Annotated in this window: 18 protein-coding genes; 9 read left to right on the forward strand and 9 right to left on the reverse strand. The window is 42.0% G+C overall.

Annotation, left to right across the window (positions count from 1 at the left end; all coding sequences use genetic code 11):
- Positions 1–74: 74 nt before the first annotated feature.
- From trpA to aroF, 7 genes are read right to left on the reverse strand one after another with little or no spacing between them, the layout of a single operon-like run.
- The gene (gene trpA, locus IV514_RS05635; protein ID WP_206483920.1) at positions 75–923 is read right to left on the reverse strand and encodes a tryptophan synthase subunit alpha; all 849 of its coding nucleotides are present in this window, start codon (positions 921–923) and stop codon (positions 75–77) included.
- Positions 923–2,143, reverse strand: coding sequence for a tryptophan synthase subunit beta (gene trpB / locus IV514_RS05640; protein WP_206483921.1), 1,221 nt, complete (start codon positions 2,141–2,143; stop codon positions 923–925). The genes trpA and trpB overlap by 1 nt, the downstream gene beginning before the upstream one ends.
- 2 nt (positions 2,144–2,145) lie before the next feature.
- A complete protein-coding gene (trpCF, locus tag IV514_RS05645; protein WP_206483922.1) occupies positions 2,146–3,534 on the reverse strand; it encodes a bifunctional indole-3-glycerol-phosphate synthase TrpC/phosphoribosylanthranilate isomerase TrpF in 1,389 nt (462 codons plus the stop codon).
- Between the two features lie 2 nt (positions 3,535–3,536).
- Positions 3,537–4,565: an anthranilate phosphoribosyltransferase gene (gene trpD / locus IV514_RS05650; RefSeq protein WP_206483923.1), complete on the reverse strand. Its 1,029-nt coding sequence runs from the start codon at positions 4,563–4,565 to the stop codon at positions 3,537–3,539.
- Positions 4,558–5,217, reverse strand: a complete 660-nt coding sequence (locus IV514_RS05655; RefSeq protein WP_206483924.1) for an aminodeoxychorismate/anthranilate synthase component II — start codon at positions 5,215–5,217, stop codon at positions 4,558–4,560. Before IV514_RS05655 ends, trpD begins: the two co-directional genes overlap by 8 nt.
- Positions 5,208–6,842 (reverse strand): anthranilate synthase component 1, encoded by a 1,635-nt coding sequence (locus IV514_RS05660; protein WP_206483925.1) that lies wholly within the window; start codon positions 6,840–6,842, stop codon positions 5,208–5,210. The genes IV514_RS05655 and IV514_RS05660 overlap by 10 nt, the downstream gene beginning before the upstream one ends.
- A complete protein-coding gene (aroF, locus tag IV514_RS05665) occupies positions 6,839–7,855 on the reverse strand; it encodes a 3-deoxy-7-phosphoheptulonate synthase (RefSeq protein WP_206483926.1) in 1,017 nt (338 codons plus the stop codon). The genes IV514_RS05660 and aroF overlap by 4 nt, the downstream gene beginning before the upstream one ends.
- Positions 7,856–8,170: 315 nt before the next feature.
- Here aroF and IV514_RS05670 point away from each other — a divergent pair, with 315 nt between their 5' ends.
- The 9 genes from IV514_RS05670 to IV514_RS05710 all read left to right on the forward strand — a co-directional run bounded on the left by IV514_RS05670 (position 8,171) and on the right by IV514_RS05710 (position 15,260).
- Positions 8,171–9,043: a PHP domain-containing protein gene (locus IV514_RS05670; RefSeq protein WP_241242178.1), complete on the forward strand. Its 873-nt coding sequence runs from the start codon at positions 8,171–8,173 to the stop codon at positions 9,041–9,043.
- A 25-nt stretch (positions 9,044–9,068) separates the two neighbouring features.
- Positions 9,069–9,689: an L-threonylcarbamoyladenylate synthase gene (locus IV514_RS05675; RefSeq protein WP_206483927.1), complete on the forward strand. Its 621-nt coding sequence runs from the start codon at positions 9,069–9,071 to the stop codon at positions 9,687–9,689.
- Positions 9,690–9,697: 8 nt separating this feature from the next.
- Positions 9,698–10,564 carry a segregation/condensation protein A gene (locus IV514_RS05680; protein WP_206483928.1) on the forward strand — a complete coding sequence of 289 codons (867 nt, stop codon included), beginning with the start codon at positions 9,698–9,700 and terminating at the stop codon, positions 10,562–10,564.
- A complete protein-coding gene (scpB, locus tag IV514_RS05685; protein WP_206483929.1) occupies positions 10,551–11,198 on the forward strand; it encodes an SMC-Scp complex subunit ScpB in 648 nt (215 codons plus the stop codon). Before IV514_RS05680 ends, scpB begins: the two co-directional genes overlap by 14 nt.
- 44 nt (positions 11,199–11,242) lie before the next feature.
- A complete protein-coding gene (rluB, locus tag IV514_RS05690) occupies positions 11,243–12,106 on the forward strand; it encodes a 23S rRNA pseudouridine(2605) synthase RluB (RefSeq protein ID WP_206483930.1) in 864 nt (287 codons plus the stop codon).
- 39 nt (positions 12,107–12,145) lie between these two features.
- Positions 12,146–13,291, forward strand: coding sequence for a ribonuclease D (gene rnd, locus IV514_RS05695; protein ID WP_206483931.1), 1,146 nt, complete (start codon positions 12,146–12,148; stop codon positions 13,289–13,291).
- 99 nt (positions 13,292–13,390) lie between these two features.
- The gene (locus IV514_RS05700) at positions 13,391–13,690 is read left to right on the forward strand and encodes a YcgL domain-containing protein (RefSeq protein ID WP_206483932.1); all 300 of its coding nucleotides are present in this window, start codon (positions 13,391–13,393) and stop codon (positions 13,688–13,690) included.
- Entirely contained in the window at positions 13,690–14,748 is a 1,059-nt protein-coding gene (locus IV514_RS05705; protein WP_206483933.1) for a lytic murein transglycosylase, read from the forward strand. Before IV514_RS05700 ends, IV514_RS05705 begins: the two co-directional genes overlap by 1 nt.
- Before the next feature lie 8 nt (positions 14,749–14,756).
- Positions 14,757–15,260 (forward strand): YcgN family cysteine cluster protein, encoded by a 504-nt coding sequence (locus IV514_RS05710; RefSeq protein WP_206483934.1) that lies wholly within the window; start codon positions 14,757–14,759, stop codon positions 15,258–15,260.
- 55 nt (positions 15,261–15,315) lie between these two features.
- Here the strand turns inward: IV514_RS05710 and IV514_RS05715 are convergent, their stop codons facing one another.
- Together IV514_RS05715 and IV514_RS05720 are read right to left on the reverse strand one after the other, a co-directional pair.
- Complete coding sequence (locus IV514_RS05715; protein ID WP_206483935.1) at positions 15,316–15,768, reverse strand: helix-turn-helix domain-containing protein; 453 nt, start codon at positions 15,766–15,768, stop codon at positions 15,316–15,318.
- Between the two features lie 459 nt (positions 15,769–16,227).
- A complete protein-coding gene (locus IV514_RS05720) occupies positions 16,228–16,635 on the reverse strand; it encodes a GFA family protein (protein WP_206483936.1) in 408 nt (135 codons plus the stop codon).
- Between the last annotated feature and the right edge of the window lie 27 nt (positions 16,636–16,662).

The following is a 16,662-nucleotide window of genomic DNA, read 5'->3' on the forward strand; positions in this document are numbered from 1 at the left end:
TTAGTGTAGATATGAAAAGTAAAAACGGGGCCTTAGCAATAGCCCCGTTTATTTATGTTCCTGTTCATCAAGCGTTAATTAAGCATAGTTGCGGCTTTCATTTGTTGCACAAATTGACCTAATGAACCGAGCATTTGTTGCTCATTCGCTAAATTATTTTCAATAATTTTCACCACGGCTGAGCCACTAATCGCTCCTGAAGCCCCTGTGCTTAATGCCGATTTGACTTGGTTTGGCGTTGAAATACCAAAACCTATGACTGCTGGCGCCGCTTGATTGGTTTTGAGTACGTCCAATAACCGTTCTGTCGATAAGCTTGAACTTGGTGTGACCGTTTGTGGCGCATCAACACCTGTAACGCCTGCACGACTTAACACATAGGTATAGCCTTGACTGTATTGTGCAACTTTAGCTAAGGTTGCATCACTGGCATTCGGTGGCGCGATAAAAATAGGCGCGATGTTCGCTTTTAACGCGGCTTGGCGAAAGCGTTCACTTTCTCGTATTGGTAAGTCTGCGATCAGTACAGAGTCAACGCCAGCATCACTCATGTCCTGATAAAACTTTTCAATACCACGTGCAAAGACTAAGTTACCGTAGAGCAATAAACCAATGGGAGTTTCGGGCGAATATTCACGAACCTTTTTAAGAATGTCGATACAGATATCGGTATTTATTCCCGCTGCTAATGCTCGTTTGCCAGCATTTTGAATAGTCACGCCATCAGCGCTTGGATCAGAAAATGGAATACCGAGCTCTAACGCATCCGCGCCATTATCAATTAAGCTTTTGATAATACTGAAAGATAATTCTGCATTTGGGTCGCCAATGGTAACAAATGGAATAAAAGCACCTTGCTGCTCATTTGCTAATCGAGCAAAACATTGTTGATAACGTTGACCTGGGCTAGTTATTGTTGTCATTAGCTTTGCTCCTTATTAGCTGTATTTTCTTCTGGATGTAATACCGTGTGAACGTGGGCGAGATCTTTGTCACCACGTCCAGATAAATTGACTAAAAATACGGTTTCTTCTTTGACCTCTTTAGCCATTTTTAGTGCTTGTGCTAGGGCATGAGAGGACTCAAGTGCCGGGATGATCCCTTCGGAGCTCGCTAAGGTTTGAAAGGCCTCTAATGCTTCATCATCGTTAATGGGCACATATTGCGCGCGGCCTGTTTCTTTTAAATGCGCATGCTGCGGGCCAACTGCTGGGTAATCTAGCCCGGCAGATACCGAGTAAGATTCTTCAATTTGACCATATTGATCTTGCATGATGTAAGTATAATTTCCATGGAGCATACCTTTAGTGCCAGCAGCAAGAGTCGCGCCGTGCTCAGAGGTTTCTATACCTTTACCGCCAGCTTCAACGCCGATGAGTTTGACCTCGGTTTCTTGAATAAAGTCATTAAACATGCCAATGGCATTTGAGCCACCACCGACACAGGCGATCACGTAATCGGGCAAGCGACCTTCTTGAGCAAGTAATTGTTGTTTGGCTTCTTCACCGATCATCTTTTGAAAATCTCTGACGATTGTTGGGAACGGATGAGGCCCAGCGGCAGTACCTAATAAATAATGTGCATTGTCATAGTTTGCTGACCAATCACGCAATGCTTCATTGACCGCATCTTTTAATGTGCCAGCGCCTGCGCTAACCGGAATAACTTCAGCACCCATTAATTTCATGCGAAAGACATTAGGCTGTTGGCGTTCACAATCTACAGCGCCCATATACACACGGCATTTTAAGCCTAGCAATGAGCAAGCGATTGCCGTGGCGACGCCATGTTGTCCGGCGCCCGTTTCTGCGATGATCTCACTTTTACCCATTTTTTTAGCGAGCAGTGCTTGACCCAATACCTGATTGGTTTTATGTGCGCCGCCGTGTAATAAGTCTTCACGTTTTAAGTAAATTTTCGCTAAGGGGTTATCGGTTAAATTACGGGTTAAAGTCAAAGGTGTTGGTCGACCAGCATAATTTTTTAGTAAATCATTGAATTCACTTAAGAAGGCTTCATCTTTTTGTGAATCAATGTAGGCTTGTTCTAATTGCTCTAAGGCAGGTACTAATAATTCCCCAACATACATGCCGCCGAATTCGCCAAAATAGGCAGGTAAGCTAGTGTGAGTGGTTGTTGTCATGATTAATAATTCCGTATTTGCGTGAATACTTGCTCAAGTTTTTCACGGCTTTTTTTGCCTGGACTTTGCTCTACGCCTGAGTTTAAATCCAAACCAAATAAAGGGTGTTCATTAACAAGGGTTAATGCTTGTTCTATATTGTCACTGTTTAAGCCGCCGGCTAAAAAGCATGAAGCTAAATCTTGTTGACTGTGTTGAAGCTGCTGCCAATTAAATGGCTTTCCGCTGCCCGCTTGTTTGCCGTCTAGCACAAAATGCTTCGTGTTAGCAGGTAATTGCGGCACTTTATGTTCCACAGCGAGTGCTTTCCAAATTTGACAGTGAGATGGTAGTTGTTTACTGAGTGCATCAATGTATGCTTGCTCTTCATTGCCATGTAACTGCACGGCATCAAGCTTAAGTGTTTGTGCAATATCAGCAATTTCTTGGCGTTTATGATCGACAAAGACACCAACATACTTTAATGAAGGAACTTGCTCTACTATCGTTAACGCTGTTTCTTTTGTCACACAGCGTGGTGATTTTTCAGCAAAGATTAACCCGCCAAATTGCGCTCCTGCCTGACGAGCGAGGTTAGCATCTTCTGGTGAAGTTAAGCCGCAAACTTTATGATTACCATAGATTAGCCGGCGACAAGCTAAGTCAATATCTGCCTGTGCCATCACAGAGCTGCCGACTAAAAAACCATCAACGGCAGGCGCTAATTGTCGTACTTGCTCATTGGTATAAATGCCTGATTCAGAAAGTACAATGCGATCATCAGGTATGGTTGGGGCAAATTCAAAGGTTCGGTTAATATCAGTGCTGAGATCACGTAAATTACGATTGTTGATACCGATCAGCTTCGCGCCTAATCTTACCGCACGATCGCGTTCTTCATCGGTAGATATTTCTGTCAGGATCGCCATGTTATATTGCTCAGCCACTTGGGCTAATGCTTGATATTCTTCATCGCTCAGTACACTTAGCATCAATAAAATGGCATCAGCACCATAAAAGCGTGCCAGATACACTTGGTAAGTATCGACAAAAAAATCTTTGTTGAGCACCGGGCAATCTACTGTGTCAGTCACTATTTTCAGGTAGTCATAATGTCCTTGAAAATATTTTTCATCGGTTAACACTGAAATAGCCGCCGCATATTTGTTATAAATTTTTGCAATAGCGAGTGGATCAAAATCAGATCGGATCAATCCTTTTGATGGCGAGGCTTTTTTACATTCCAGAATAAAGCCGGCGTGCGAAACGCCATTATTGCGATCTAATGCGGCATACATATCTTTTAACGAGGGGGTTAGTTGAGCAATAAAGCTGTCAAGCGGTCGCTTGGCTTTTAATCGTTCTACCTCAATACGTTTGTCAGCAACAATTTTTTCTAACACATTTGCCATGGTTATGCGGCTCCCGTTATTGTTTGCCCATTAGACACTTTCACCATATTTTCTAGGGTGGTCAGTGCTTGCCCTGAAGCTAACACTTCTCGAGCCATTTGGGTGGCAGTTTTCAAATCAGCTGCCTTGTCGTGCAGGTATAACAGCGCAGCACAATTGATGATCACTGCACTATTGTGCGCATCAAGGCCGTTGCCTGATAGTATATCATGAATAATATCGGCATTTTCCTGTGGACTGCCCCCTTTGATATCTTCGAGTGTATAGCGAGATAAGCCAAACGCTTCTGGGCTGATAAAGCGGTTAGTGACATTACCGTTATTGATTTCACTTACTTGGGTTTCGCCGTGCAAGGCTATTTCATCTAAGCCACTACCATGAACGACCCAGCCGCGTTTAACACCTGTTAATAGCAAACTTTTTGCCATTACTGGCAATAAGCTTGGGGTATAAACGCCCAATAACATCACCTCTGGTGATGCGGGGTTGACCAGCGGCCCTAAAATATTGAACAGGGTACGTATCCCCATGGCTTTTCTCACAGGTCCTGCATATTTAAATCCGGGGTGATAAGCGGGCGCATAAAGAAAGCATAAATTAGTTTGTGCTAAACATTCACTGGCAGTTTGGGATGACATGGTTAAATTCACGCCAAATGCTTCGAGTAAGTCGGCAGAGCCCGACATACTTGAGACGCTTCGGTTGCCATGTTTAGCCATTTTTATGCCACATGCCGCCGCTAATATTGCTGCTGTGGTCGAGATATTAATAGTATTTGCACCATCACCTCCGGTGCCAACGCAATCGGTTACTTTGTGATCTTGCGTTGGAAATGGTGTCGCATATTCACGTACCGCAATGGCTGCGCCTGCGATTTCTTCAGGAGTTTCACCTTTTATTTTTAATGCCGTTAATACTGAGGCAAGTAACTCAGGTGCTACTTTTCCTTGCATCACTTCGCTAAAGAAACGTTGTGATTGTGTCTGACTAAGCGGCTGCTCTTCAACTAATTGTTGTAAAATATCACTCATTTGAATTTCCTTGTTCATTGCTCGCTAAGACGTTACTTTGCTGTGTTAACCATTCAATACTTTGTGCCAGTAAGGTACTGCCGAATGTTGTTAGTATTGACTCAGGGTGAAATTGAAAGCCAATCACTTTATCGGTTGGGTGTTCAATAGCCATAGGTAGTAACTGTTCATCTGCTGTGAGATATTTCGCCGTTAATGTTAGGCTCTCGGGTAAAGTATGCGCCACCAAAGAATGGTAACGAGCTACGGGTAAAGGTTGTTCAATATTAGCAAACGCATTGATACCTATGTGCTCAACATTGGAGGCTTTACCATGGACGATTTCTGGGGCGCGACCGACGCTACCACCATAATGTTCAATCAAGGCTTGATGACCCAAGCAAATACCTAAAATAGGGTAACGACCTGCGGTTTTAGCAATCAATTCCATTAAACACCCTGCGTTTGTAGGAGCACCAGGGCCAGGAGAGAGTACAATCAATACTGGGCAGGTGCACTGCTCGATCTGCTCAAGGATAAAATCAGCACTGACGGTATTACGGTAAATAATCGGCTCATATCCAAGGCATTGAAATTCATCAACTAAGTTGTAGGTAAATGAATCAAGGTTATCGAGCATAAAAATTTTTGTGTTTTTCACGGCTACTGACATCTTGAGGCCTCCGAATGACAAGTGGATGAGACATTTTCAAGCTGTGCCGCCTTAATAATCGCATTGATCACCGCTTGGGCTTTTTGTCTGGTTTCATCAGCTTCTGCTTGAGGATTAGAATCAAAAACTACCCCAGCACCTGCTTGGATATACGCCGTTCCTTGTCTGACAAATGCGCTTCGAATGACGATACAAGTATCCATATCGCCTTCACCAGTTAAATAACCGACAGCGCCGCCATAACTACCTCGGCGCTTGCCTTCGTATTGACGAATAAGTTCAGTGGCTTTGACTTTTGGTGCGCCAGATAAGGTGCCCATATTCATACAAGCTTGGTAAGCGTGTAGGGCGTCTAAGTCTTCTGATAATGTGCCACAGACACGGGAAACTAAATGCATCACATGGGAGTAACGATCAACTTTTAATAAGTCGGCGACGTGTCGTGTGCCAGGTTGACTGACACGAGCAACATCATTGCGGGCTAAATCAACCAGCATAATATGTTCAGCAAGTTCTTTTTTATCCTGTCGCAGCGCCAACTCGATCCGACAATCTAAATCAAGAGATAGCTTGCCTTGTTGATCAAAGCCGCGAGGGCGAGTGCCGGCGATAGGGTAAATTTCAACTTGGCGGTTATGTTGTTGATACTTTATCGCTGACTCTGGTGAAGCGCCAAACATGCAAAAGTCTTCATCTTGTAGGTAAAACATATAAGGGCTAGGGTTGCTTTCCCGCAGTGCCAAATAAGCATTAAAGGTATCTTTACAGGGTAATGAGAAGGTACGAGATGGTACCACTTGAAAAATATCACCTGCTCGGATGTGCTCTTTCAGTGTCTCTACGGTTTGGCAAAATGTTTGGTCACTGATATCGGTTTGCACTGTCGGTGGTATGACGTGAGCCAATTCGCGAGTTTGCGGGGGCGCAATATCACTTTCTACTAATGCTTTAATGGCTGATAATCGACGGGCAATTTCAAAATGACACTTTTGCTGCTCTGGACCAGAAAATACGTTAGCAATTACTTCACTGGCACGCTTTTCATGATCAATGACCACTAAACTTTCTGCGAGGTAATAAACAAAATCCGGACAAGTGTTATCACCGTCTGTGACTTCGGGCAGTTGTTCAGACATAGTGATCATGTCAAAGGCAAATGCACCACCTAAAAATATCGCAAAAGGATGATGGTTATCATTGTTCAGCCGTTGAAACAAACGTAGCGCTTGGAATGGATTTGTAGCTAACAACCGTGATTTTTCATCCAAGGTGTTGATGTTTTCGGCAAAAGTTGCTGTGAATTTACGATGATCCCCTTGTATTTGCGCATCGCCTGCTAATGCTTGCTTAGCAAACAATAATGCCGCTTCGCCATTGACGGTTAAAGCGCTAAAAGTAACCTGAGCTCCCTGACAGACAATTTTTACCGCTGCATCAATCAGTAATAAGCTTTTTAATTGGTGCTTTTTATCGATTTCAGCTGATTCGAGCAATAAATTATTTTGGCGATCGCCACATAGCTTTTTAAATAAGGTTAACGGATCTGCCTGATAACGCGCTTTGCTTGATAAGGTACTGACACTGCCAATATCAGTGTTGTGTCCTTGATTAAAAATACCACTCATAAGGATTTACCTGCCGCAGCAACAAAAGGTTTTATATCGGCCATCAGTGTAGCAAAATCTTCTCCGGTTAAAGCTTGATGTCCGTCAGATAATGCTTCTTTTGGATTTAAATGAGTTTCTACAATAATACCATCTGCACCGACGGCAACCGCTGCACGTGATAATGGGTTAATTAACGACTTCACCCCAGTGCCATGTGATGGGTCAACAAATACCGGCAGATGAGACTTTTCTTTTAAATACGCCACCGCATTTAAATCTAAGGTATTGCGGGTAGCCGTTTCGAAGGTACGTATACCACGTTCACATAAGATCACATTAGGGTTACCCGCATTGATAATATATTCTGCTGCTAATAATAGTTCTTCTAACGTTGCGCTCATACCGCGTTTTAATAACACCGCTTTATCGGTTTGTTTACCTACTGCTTCGAGTAAGCGGAAGTTTTGCATATTACGGGCGCCGATTTGATAGCAGTCAACATAGTCGCGCATTAAGTCGGCATCATTAGGGTCAATAATTTCTGAAACAACGGGTAATTGAAATGTTTCTCGGGCAGCTTTTAATAGTTGTAAGCCTTCAAGCCCTAGGCCTTGAAAACTGTATGGGCTGGTTCTTGGTTTAAAAGCACCGCCACGTAATAAAGGGACGCCATAAGATTTAATCATTTTGCTGATGCTCATTAGTTGAGCTTCACTTTCCACCGAGCATGGACCTGCTATTACGGTAAAGTTGCCACCACCGACTTTCACGCCACCGATAGAGACAATTGAGTCATGAGCTTGCAGCTCACGGCTGACTAATTTATATGGGCTGAGTACCGGTTTTATTTCGTCTACCATAGGGTAGGCGTCAAGATGGAGTTGGCTCAGTACTCGCTCGTCACCAAGAGCACCAAGTACGGTACGTTCAATGCCTGGCATGTAAAGCGGTTTTAAGCCAAGGCTGGAGATTTTATCTAATATTTCGTTTGCGTCTTGTTCTGTCGCTTGTGGTTTTAATATGATGATCATTATTGAATCCTTTTGTCATTAATTATGTATAAGTCAACCGGCATAAATTGGCTGAAGCCACCATATAAACCAACTTTTCACTTTTGTTGTTAACATTGTTGTCTCTTAAAAATATCGTTGTCAAAAAGAAAAAGCCCGCTAGTTAAACTAAGCGGGCTTTTAGAAATTTTCTACTTGTACAGCAAACTATCACAACCCACTTATGTAGAGTTATGCCACCACCAAATTAATGAAATAGTTTGTTTTACTTGTATCATTTAATAACTTACCTAAGTAAAATGAGTTTGCTCGAATACGCCTATAGAAGACCTTATTATGTCCTTGATGTCAACCAAAAATTTTATTGACAGTCAAACTCAGCGGATTGATTTACATAGTCACACTAAATGCTCTGATGGCGGCTTAACACCGCAAGAGCTGATAGAGCGTGCGCTAAACTTTCAAATTGATGTATTAGCGATAACGGATCATGATACGGTGGCGGGTTTATCTATTGCCAGAAGTTATATTTTAGAAAAAAATCTTCCTATTACCTTAATTGATGGTATCGAAATCTCAACCAGTTGGCGCGGTTTTGAAATCCATATTGTCGGCTTGAACATTGATAAACATCATCCGCAGTTAGTACAGCTGATTGAACAGCAGCAGCAAGCAAGGGAGTTGCGCGCTTCGACTATGGGGGAAAAACTGGAGAAAATAGGTTTTACCGACGTATATCAACAAGCTAAAGCTCTTGCTGAGCAAGGTTCTATTACCCGAGCGCATTTTGCAAAAGTGCTGTATCAGCAAGGTAAGGTGGCAAATTTGCAAGCGGCATTTGATAAATACATTGGCAAAGGCAAGCGTGCGTTTGTTAAACCTCAGTGGTGTAGTGTTGAGCAAGCTGTGGAAGTGATTCATCAGGCGGGGGGAAGCGCAGTGATGGCGCATCCGGTACGTTATGACATGACCACTAAATGGTTACGCCGACTGATAGTAGATTTTAAGACCACTGGTGGTGATGGTTTAGAAGCAGTGTTACCACAAATGAATAACGCTCAGCGACAATTAATGCTAAGCTTTTGTTTAGAGTATGATTTACTTGCATCGATGGGATCTGATTTTCATTACCCGAGCAAATGGAGTGATTTAGGAAGAAATCTGTTGATGCCAGACACTGTGACGCCTATATGGCAGCAATGGCATTGATCATTCGTTATAGGAAGTAATAAATATGAGTCAATTTTTTTATGTTCACCCAGATAACCCGCAAGGCCGGCTAATGAAGCAAGCGGCAGAGATTATTCATAATGGTGGTGTTATCGTGTACCCAACCGATTCTGGCTATGCCTTAGGTTGTCATATTGGAGATAAAAAAGCGCTGGAACGTATTTGCCGTATTAGAGACATTGAAAAAAATCACAATTTTACCTTAGTGTGTAAAGATTTGTCTGAGTTATCTGAATACACCCGCGTAGATAATAGTGCCTTTCGCTTACTCAAAAATAACACGCCGGGAGCGTATACCTTTATCTTTAAAGCTAGTAAAGAAGTGCCCAAACGTTTGCAAAACCCCAAAAAGCGAACCATAGGTATTCGTGTGCCAGATAATGTGATTGCTCAATCATTACTTGAAGCCGTAGATGAGCCAATCATGTCTACGACACTGATCATGCCGGGCAAGGATATGGCAGAGTATGATCCTGAGCTGATCCGTGATCAGCTTGAACACCATGTTGACTTGATCATTAATGGTGGCAATTTGGGTGAAAAGCCAACCACAGTGATTGATTTTTCTGAAGGCGGTGTCGACATTTTACGTGTTGGCGAAGGTGATGCCACACCGTTTGAGTAACTGAATCTATGGCTGATACCGCGAGACAATTGTCCCAAGCTTCTGGAGAAATGCAACAGCAAGCATTACCCTTGGCATTTGTTCGGGGTGAAGCTGTGATTGAAAAACCACAGGATTTATTTATTCCTCCAGACGCCTTAGAAATCATTTTAGAATCATTTGAAGGCCCGCTTGATTTATTACTTTATCTGATCAAAAAACAAAAATTCGATATTCTTGAGTTGCCGATTGCGCCAATTACCACGCAGTACATGAAGTATGTTGAATTGATGAAAGAAATTAACATGGAATTAGCTGCTGAATATTTAGTGATGGCGGCGATATTGGCTGAAATTAAATCGCGAATGTTATTGCCTAAGCAGCAAGTGGAAGATGATGAAGAAGATCCGCGCGCAGAACTAATCAGGCGTTTAAAAGAATATGAAGTGATCAAACAAGCCGCGTTAGATATCGATGAATTACCACGGATGGAGCGAGATTTGATTACGGCGCACGCTAAATTGCCCGAGGGGGTTATCAACCAACAACTACATGCTGAGGTAAAACTGCATGATTTGGTTAATGCGTTACAAGGTGTGATGCAACGAGTAAAAGCCTATGAGCATCACCATATCGCGAAAGAATCATTGTCGACCCGTGAACGCATGAGTGACATTATCAGTCGCCTCAATCAGTTAGCACCTGATGCCTTTATCAATTTTGTCGAACTTTTTAGTGTTGAAGAGGGGCGTCATGGCGTCGTGGTTACCTTTCTCGCGATACTTGAGTTGATGAAAGAAAATATTATTGAGTGTCTGCAAGCAAGCGATATCGAAAATAACATTGAAGGGCACATTAATATTCGATTAAAAGGGGCAATTTATGCCAACGAATAATGTCGCTTCGCTTGCTTTTAAGCCGATCACTGCAGAGCAGTTAAGCCAATTGCTTGAAGCGGCTATTTTTTCATCTTCACAGCCGCTGTCAATGAAACAGTTAAAACAACAGGTACTTGGTGCTTATCAGGTGTCGAGCAAAGATATTCAATTGGCAATCAGTCAATTACAATCATTTTATCAAGAGCGTGGTATCGAGTTAGTAGAGGTGGCCTCAGGTTTTCGTTTTCAGATCAAAATGGAGTTAGTTGAAGATATTGCACCGTTAAATCAAGAGAAGCCGCAAAAGTATTCTCGCGCCACATTGGAAACCTTAGCATTGATCGCGTATCGACAACCGATCACCCGAGGCGAAATTGAAGATATTCGCGGCGTCAGTGTCAGTAGCCATATTATGAAATCGTTACTTGAGCGGGAATGGATAAAGATAGTTGGGCATAAAGAAGTGCCGGGTAAACCGTCAATGTATGCCACAACCAAAACATTTTTGGATTATTTTGGCTTAAAATCACTGGCGCAACTGCCTGATTTAATGCCAATGACAGAATCTACTATCGTTAATGATGCGATGCACGATATAATAGAATCACAACAAAGTGATACTCAATCAAAAGAGACAGAAACTAAACAATAAATACTTATTATTGTGATGTTACTGACGTAAGAGAGTTAAGACCTATGTCTGAAAAACTACAGAAAGTACTTGCCCGTGCAGGTAAAGGATCTCGTCGAGAAATGGAGACGGTGATCAGCGCTGGCCGAGTCAGTGTTGATGGCAAAGTGGCGTACTTAGGTGATCGAGTAGAAGGCACCGAACAAATTCGCATTGATGGTCACGCAGTGAATTTGACCAATAAAGAAGAAGATGTGTGCCGTATCTTGATGTATAACAAACCTGAAGGGGAAATGTGTACCCGCAAAGATCCCGAAGGTCGTCCTACGGTATTTGATCGCTTACCTAAGCTTGAATCTGGCCGCTGGATTGCAGTAGGGCGTTTAGACATCAATACATCGGGGATGTTGTTGTTTACCACTGATGGTGAATTAGCCAATCGACTGATGCACCCATCGCAAAAAGTTGAACGTGAATATGCCGTGCGTGTTTTTGGTGAAGTGGATGAAGCGATGTTGCAACGTTTACGTGCTGGAGTCAAATTAGAAGACGGCATGGCACGTTTTCAAAAGGTGACTTATCGTGGCGGTGAAGGGCGCAACCATTGGTTCCATGTGGTGTTATCCGAAGGACGAAACCGTGAAGTGAGACGACTATGGGAGTCTCAGGAAGTCCAAGTGAGCCGTTTGATCCGTGTGCGTTATGGTGATATTGAATTAAAACGTCAACTACCTTTAGGTGGCTGGATAGAGTTGCCGTTAAAAGAAGTGAATTATTATCGTAAGTTAGTCAATCTGTCACTCGAAACGAAAAGTAAAGTCAACGTGGATGAAAAAGCGATGGACAATGCTAAAAGTCGTCGTATTCGCCGTAGTGTGAAAAAGCATCAACAACGTAATCAACAGGCGACAAGAAGACGTAGAAAATAATGGTGACACCATTTTGCCTAGCGGATAAAAGAGGTCCCGTTGGAAGATTTATACATAGCAGATAACGACAGTCTACAGCGCTTGTGTCAACAATTGGCACAAGCAAAAATAATAGCAATCGATACCGAGTTTGTCCGTACTCGAACCCTTTACCCTAAGCTAGGTTTGTTGCAAGTGTGTGATGGCAAAGTTGTTGCTCTTATCGATCCCATCAGCATTGATGATCTATCGCCCTTTTGGCAGCTATTAACCAACCCTGAAGTGCAAAAGGTATTACATGCCTGCTCTGAAGACTTGGAAGTTTTTTTGACTCAGGGGAATTGCCGGCCCGTTAATTTGATTGATAGCCAAGTGATGATGTCGTTCCTTGGACATGGTTTATCGATAGGCTATGCCGCTATGGTGAAACATTATCTTGATATTTCTTTAGATAAATCAGATTCCCGTACAGATTGGACGAAGCGACCTTTATCTCAAAGTCAGCTTGATTATGCGCGAGCCGATGTCAGTTATTTGTTTGAGTTGTTTCCTAAACTAGCGCAAGAGTTAGCAGCCACTCCTTGGCAGAAAGCCGCTGAGCAAGAAACAGCGTCAATGATTGATAAAAAGTTTGCTCCAATTAATGCTGAACAACTTTATCGTAATGTGAAAATGAGTTGGCGTTTAACACCCAAGCAATTAAACAACCTCAAATATTTAGCAAAGTGGCGTTATCAGCAAGCGCAAAAGCGTGATTTACCGTTAGGCTTTGTTGCTAAAGATCATACCTTGATGGGGCTGGCTCAACATGCGCCAAAAAGCACGGCTGCCATGGCAAATATTGAAGGGGTTGAGCTGCAAGATATTCGACATAAAGGCAAAGCAATGTTGGCTGTGCTAAAACAAGCGGCTAAAGTAGATGCTGCTGATTATCCTGAAAAAATTAAGCGATTAGATGAATATCCTGGCTATAAGCAAACCTATAAAAAAATAAAAAACTTTATTGCCCAGCAGGCAAAAAAACATCAACAACAGCCAGAAAATTTAGCTTCTAAAAAGCAAATTAATCAGTTTTTAACTTGGCATTATCAACTTGATGATGAACCATTAACCACCGATGCTATTGATATTTTATCTGGATGGCGGGCAATGCTGTTTGGTGAACAACTACTGACATTTGCCAAAGGCAATTTCTCCAATCTTTAACGAACTAAGACATGATTTTGTGTTATATCGCATGTTATATTTAAGCCTATAAACACATTAGCCCATTTTCAAAACAACAGAAGGTAGTAGGTCTCCATTATGCTATGTGCCGTTTATCGCAGCCCGAAAAAAGCGCAAACGTATTTATTTATCAAAAAACGTGATGATTTTTCAGAAGTACCTGAAGCCTTAATGGCAATGTTTGGTACACCGTCTTTAGTGACCATTATTAATTTAGCCAACAAGGATAAATTGGCGTTAGCAGATATCAACAAAGTCAAAGAAAACCTGAATGAACAAGGTTTTTACTTACAATTACCACCGCCGCAAGAAGATTTATTAAAGACGCATAAAGCACAGATGCAGCAGCAAAAGCTATCTAACGATCAGGAGCATTAATGCTATTTTTCAGTCAAGCCAAGTTTAATCACCTACTCAGGTTTGTGTTTTTCACCGTTATTGCTGTTAATGCGACTGCAGCGGATGGACAAAAAGAATTATCTGAACAGGGCTTTGCTCAGTATGTTGCAAAGTTAAAAGCTGAAGCGGTGAAAAAGGGCTATCGAGCAGATTTTGTTGAACAAAATTTTGCTAAAGCGACGTTTCACAAACGGGCAGTAAAATCTGATCGTAACCAGCCTGAAGTAGTAGAAACGCTCGATACTTATCTGCCCAAGCGCGTGCCTAAGTGGAAAGTGGATCGCGCACGAGAAAAATACAAACAATATTTGCCATTACTGACCAAAATTGCTGAACAATATAAAGTACAGCCTCGCTTTATTGTTGCCCTGTGGGGGTTAGAAACCAATTTTGGCAAAATTATGGGCAACTATAATGTGGTCTCAGCGTTAACCACATTAGCTTATGAAGGGCGCCGAGAAGCGTTTTTTAAAAAGCAGTTATGGGCTGCATTTGATATTTTACAACAAGGCCATATTGGCATTGATGAGATGAAAGGCTCTTGGGCCGGTGCGATGGGGCAAAACCAGTTTATGCCAACGTCTTTTCTCGCTTATGCGGTAGATGGTGATGGCGATGGTAAAAAAGATATTTGGGGCAATCAAGCCGATGTCTTTGCATCAATGGCAAACTATTTACGTAAAGTGGGTTGGAATGATGAGTACACTTGGGGTCGACAAGTTAAGTTGCCGGCTAACTTTGATCACTCGTTAGCGATCCCACCGCGTACAGGTAGTCGAAAAAATTGGTTAAAAGCTTGGGCTGAGCGAGAAAAGCCTTTGGCACAGTGGCAAGCCTTGGGGGTACGCAGAGCTGACGGTACGGCGTTACCTAAAGTTGATATTAACGCTGCATTAGTGTTTCCTGATGATGAAAATGGCCGTGTGTATCTTGCTTATGATAATTATAAGTCATTGATGCATTGGAATTTATCATACTATTTTGTCAGTTCGGTTGGACATCTTTCTGATCGTATTAAGTTTCCACCCATTCAGTAGGCAATACTATGACAACACCTTTTTGGCAAAGTAAATCATTAGAACAGATGACACGTAGTGAATGGGAATCATTGTGTGATGGTTGTGCTAAATGTTGCCTACACAAGTTTATTGATGATGAAAATACCACGGAAGCAACGGAATTAATGCCTACCGATCACATTAATGAAGGCGAGCAAATGAGCTACTCAAATATTGCTTGTCATTTATTAAATGATAAAACTTGTCAATGCAGTCAATATGCAAAGCGAACGCAATTGGTTCCCGATTGTGTACAACTGACGCAAGAAAACCTTGATGATGTATTTTTTATGCCGCCAAGCTGTACCTATCGTCGTTTAAAGGAAGGGCGCGGTTTACCGTCGTGGCATCCTTTATTACATAAGGGTAAAAAATCTGCGATGCACAAAGCGGGTATGTCAGTGAGAGGAAAAATTGTCAAAGATAATGAAGTTGATATTGATTTTTTTGAAGACTATATCGTGCGTTGGCCGTTAGATGATATTGATTAGTTTGTTGTGCGGCTGACTATCACTGTTTTTCAGATAGCCAACCGCCACTTAGGGGTTAATTAACATCATACCAAATGCCATATTTATCACCTTGCCATGTTAACCAGTGATACAAGTAGGCGATGAATAACATAATTAACCCACCTTCTAATGCTGCTTGATTAAATAAGCCAAGCAAACAAAAACTAAAACCACTGACATGGCCGATAATTTCAATGCGCTTGGCAGATGATCGGCTAGGACGAGTTTGTAAAAAGTTAAAAATAAACCAACACTTTAATAGTAAAGGTAAGTGCTGCCAGTTATCTGAGCTTTTATCGATCATAAATTTCTCCTGATTCAACGTTGCTATATCCACATTAAGGGCAGCGGCAATACATTTTAATGATTCCACACTGGCATTTTTACCACTTTCTATGCGCTGAATGGTTCTGACATTTAAGCCAGACATCTGTGCAAGTTGTTCCTGTGAAAGATGACGACTAATACGTAGTTGTTTGAGAATCATTAAATTTACCTCTGTACTTAAGAATCACAAGTATGGCTGTATTTTACCTTTGTCGGTCACGAATTCTACACGACATTAACCCGACACCAGCGTTTTTATTGGTGTTGGTGGCTTGACCTGCAGTGTAATGGATCAGGACAAATACTAGGGCGTGTTGATCTTTGTTGTTTAATTTTTGTTCGAGATAAAAGCGTTTTAAACGCGGCGTGAGCAATGACGCATAGTCATCTAAGCAAATCTCCTCACAACAAAGAGTAAAACGCTTTTAACCGAACCTATCAGGCAGCGTTTGTTGTCATTTCTACTATGTTGCCCCACATGGATGTGGGGTAAGGTGATTTTGCAGGAGCACAAAATCTTTAGTGCTTTATCATGTGGAACAACCAAATATCAAAAGCACTGCCTTGTATAAATTTCCAACGAACTGCAGCAAAAACAAACTTGAAAGATCAACACGCCCTAGATTATACCATCAGGCAAGCTTTTAAAATTAGGAATGTTATCGCTTAGTTCACACCAGCTTGCTTTTGATTCTGTGTTGACGTTAGCCGCTGGATGTAAATTGATGGGGCTGTCGATAGTCGATAAGGTAACGCTTAAATACAAGTTTTTGTCGGGGGCATAGTTCATTAATCGTGTGCCACATTTCCCGCAAAAAGCACGATAGCCACCGATAGCATTAATATGTTCGGTTAAATGATTACCTTCATCTTTTAAGTTAAGTGATTGATTATCGGCTAATGCCAAAGTGACATAATCGGCACCGTGTGCTTTTCGACAAAACTGACAATGACAGTTAAATATTTTATCTTCGATAAGTGCGACTTGATATTCAATAGCGCCACACAGGCAACTTCCTTTTACCATGATTTTTCTTATTTGATGTGTGATATG

The organism is Thalassotalea sp. G2M2-11 (genome assembly GCF_017168195.1).
In the GTDB taxonomy this organism is placed as follows: Bacteria; Pseudomonadota; Gammaproteobacteria; order Enterobacterales; family Alteromonadaceae; genus Thalassotalea_E.

Coding starts and splice junctions, on each gene's coding strand:
- trpA (WP_206483920.1), bottom strand. CDS start 923: ATGACAACAATAACTAGCCCAGGTCAACGTTATCAACAATGTTTTGCT.
- trpB (WP_206483921.1), bottom strand. CDS start 2,143: ATGACAACAACCACTCACACTAGCTTACCTGCCTATTTTGGCGAATTC.
- trpCF (WP_206483922.1), bottom strand. CDS start 3,534: ATGGCAAATGTGTTAGAAAAAATTGTTGCTGACAAACGTATTGAGGTA.
- trpD (WP_206483923.1), bottom strand. CDS start 4,565: ATGAGTGATATTTTACAACAATTAGTTGAAGAGCAGCCGCTTAGTCAG.
- IV514_RS05655 (WP_206483924.1), bottom strand. CDS start 5,217: ATGTCAGTAGCCGTGAAAAACACAAAAATTTTTATGCTCGATAACCTT.
- IV514_RS05660 (WP_206483925.1), bottom strand. CDS start 6,842: ATGAGTGGTATTTTTAATCAAGGACACAACACTGATATTGGCAGTGTC.
- aroF (WP_206483926.1), bottom strand. CDS start 7,855: ATGATCATCATATTAAAACCACAAGCGACAGAACAAGACGCAAACGAA.
- IV514_RS05670 (WP_241242178.1), top strand. CDS start 8,171: ATGTCCTTGATGTCAACCAAAAATTTTATTGACAGTCAAACTCAGCGG.
- IV514_RS05675 (WP_206483927.1), top strand. CDS start 9,069: ATGAGTCAATTTTTTTATGTTCACCCAGATAACCCGCAAGGCCGGCTA.
- IV514_RS05680 (WP_206483928.1), top strand. CDS start 9,698: ATGGCTGATACCGCGAGACAATTGTCCCAAGCTTCTGGAGAAATGCAA.
- scpB (WP_206483929.1), top strand. CDS start 10,551: ATGCCAACGAATAATGTCGCTTCGCTTGCTTTTAAGCCGATCACTGCA.
- rluB (WP_206483930.1), top strand. CDS start 11,243: ATGTCTGAAAAACTACAGAAAGTACTTGCCCGTGCAGGTAAAGGATCT.
- IV514_RS05700 (WP_206483932.1), top strand. CDS start 13,391: ATGCTATGTGCCGTTTATCGCAGCCCGAAAAAAGCGCAAACGTATTTA.
- IV514_RS05705 (WP_206483933.1), top strand. CDS start 13,690: ATGCTATTTTTCAGTCAAGCCAAGTTTAATCACCTACTCAGGTTTGTG.
- IV514_RS05710 (WP_206483934.1), top strand. CDS start 14,757: ATGACAACACCTTTTTGGCAAAGTAAATCATTAGAACAGATGACACGT.
- IV514_RS05715 (WP_206483935.1), bottom strand. CDS start 15,768: ATGATTCTCAAACAACTACGTATTAGTCGTCATCTTTCACAGGAACAA.
- IV514_RS05720 (WP_206483936.1), bottom strand. CDS start 16,635: ATGGTAAAAGGAAGTTGCCTGTGTGGCGCTATTGAATATCAAGTCGCA.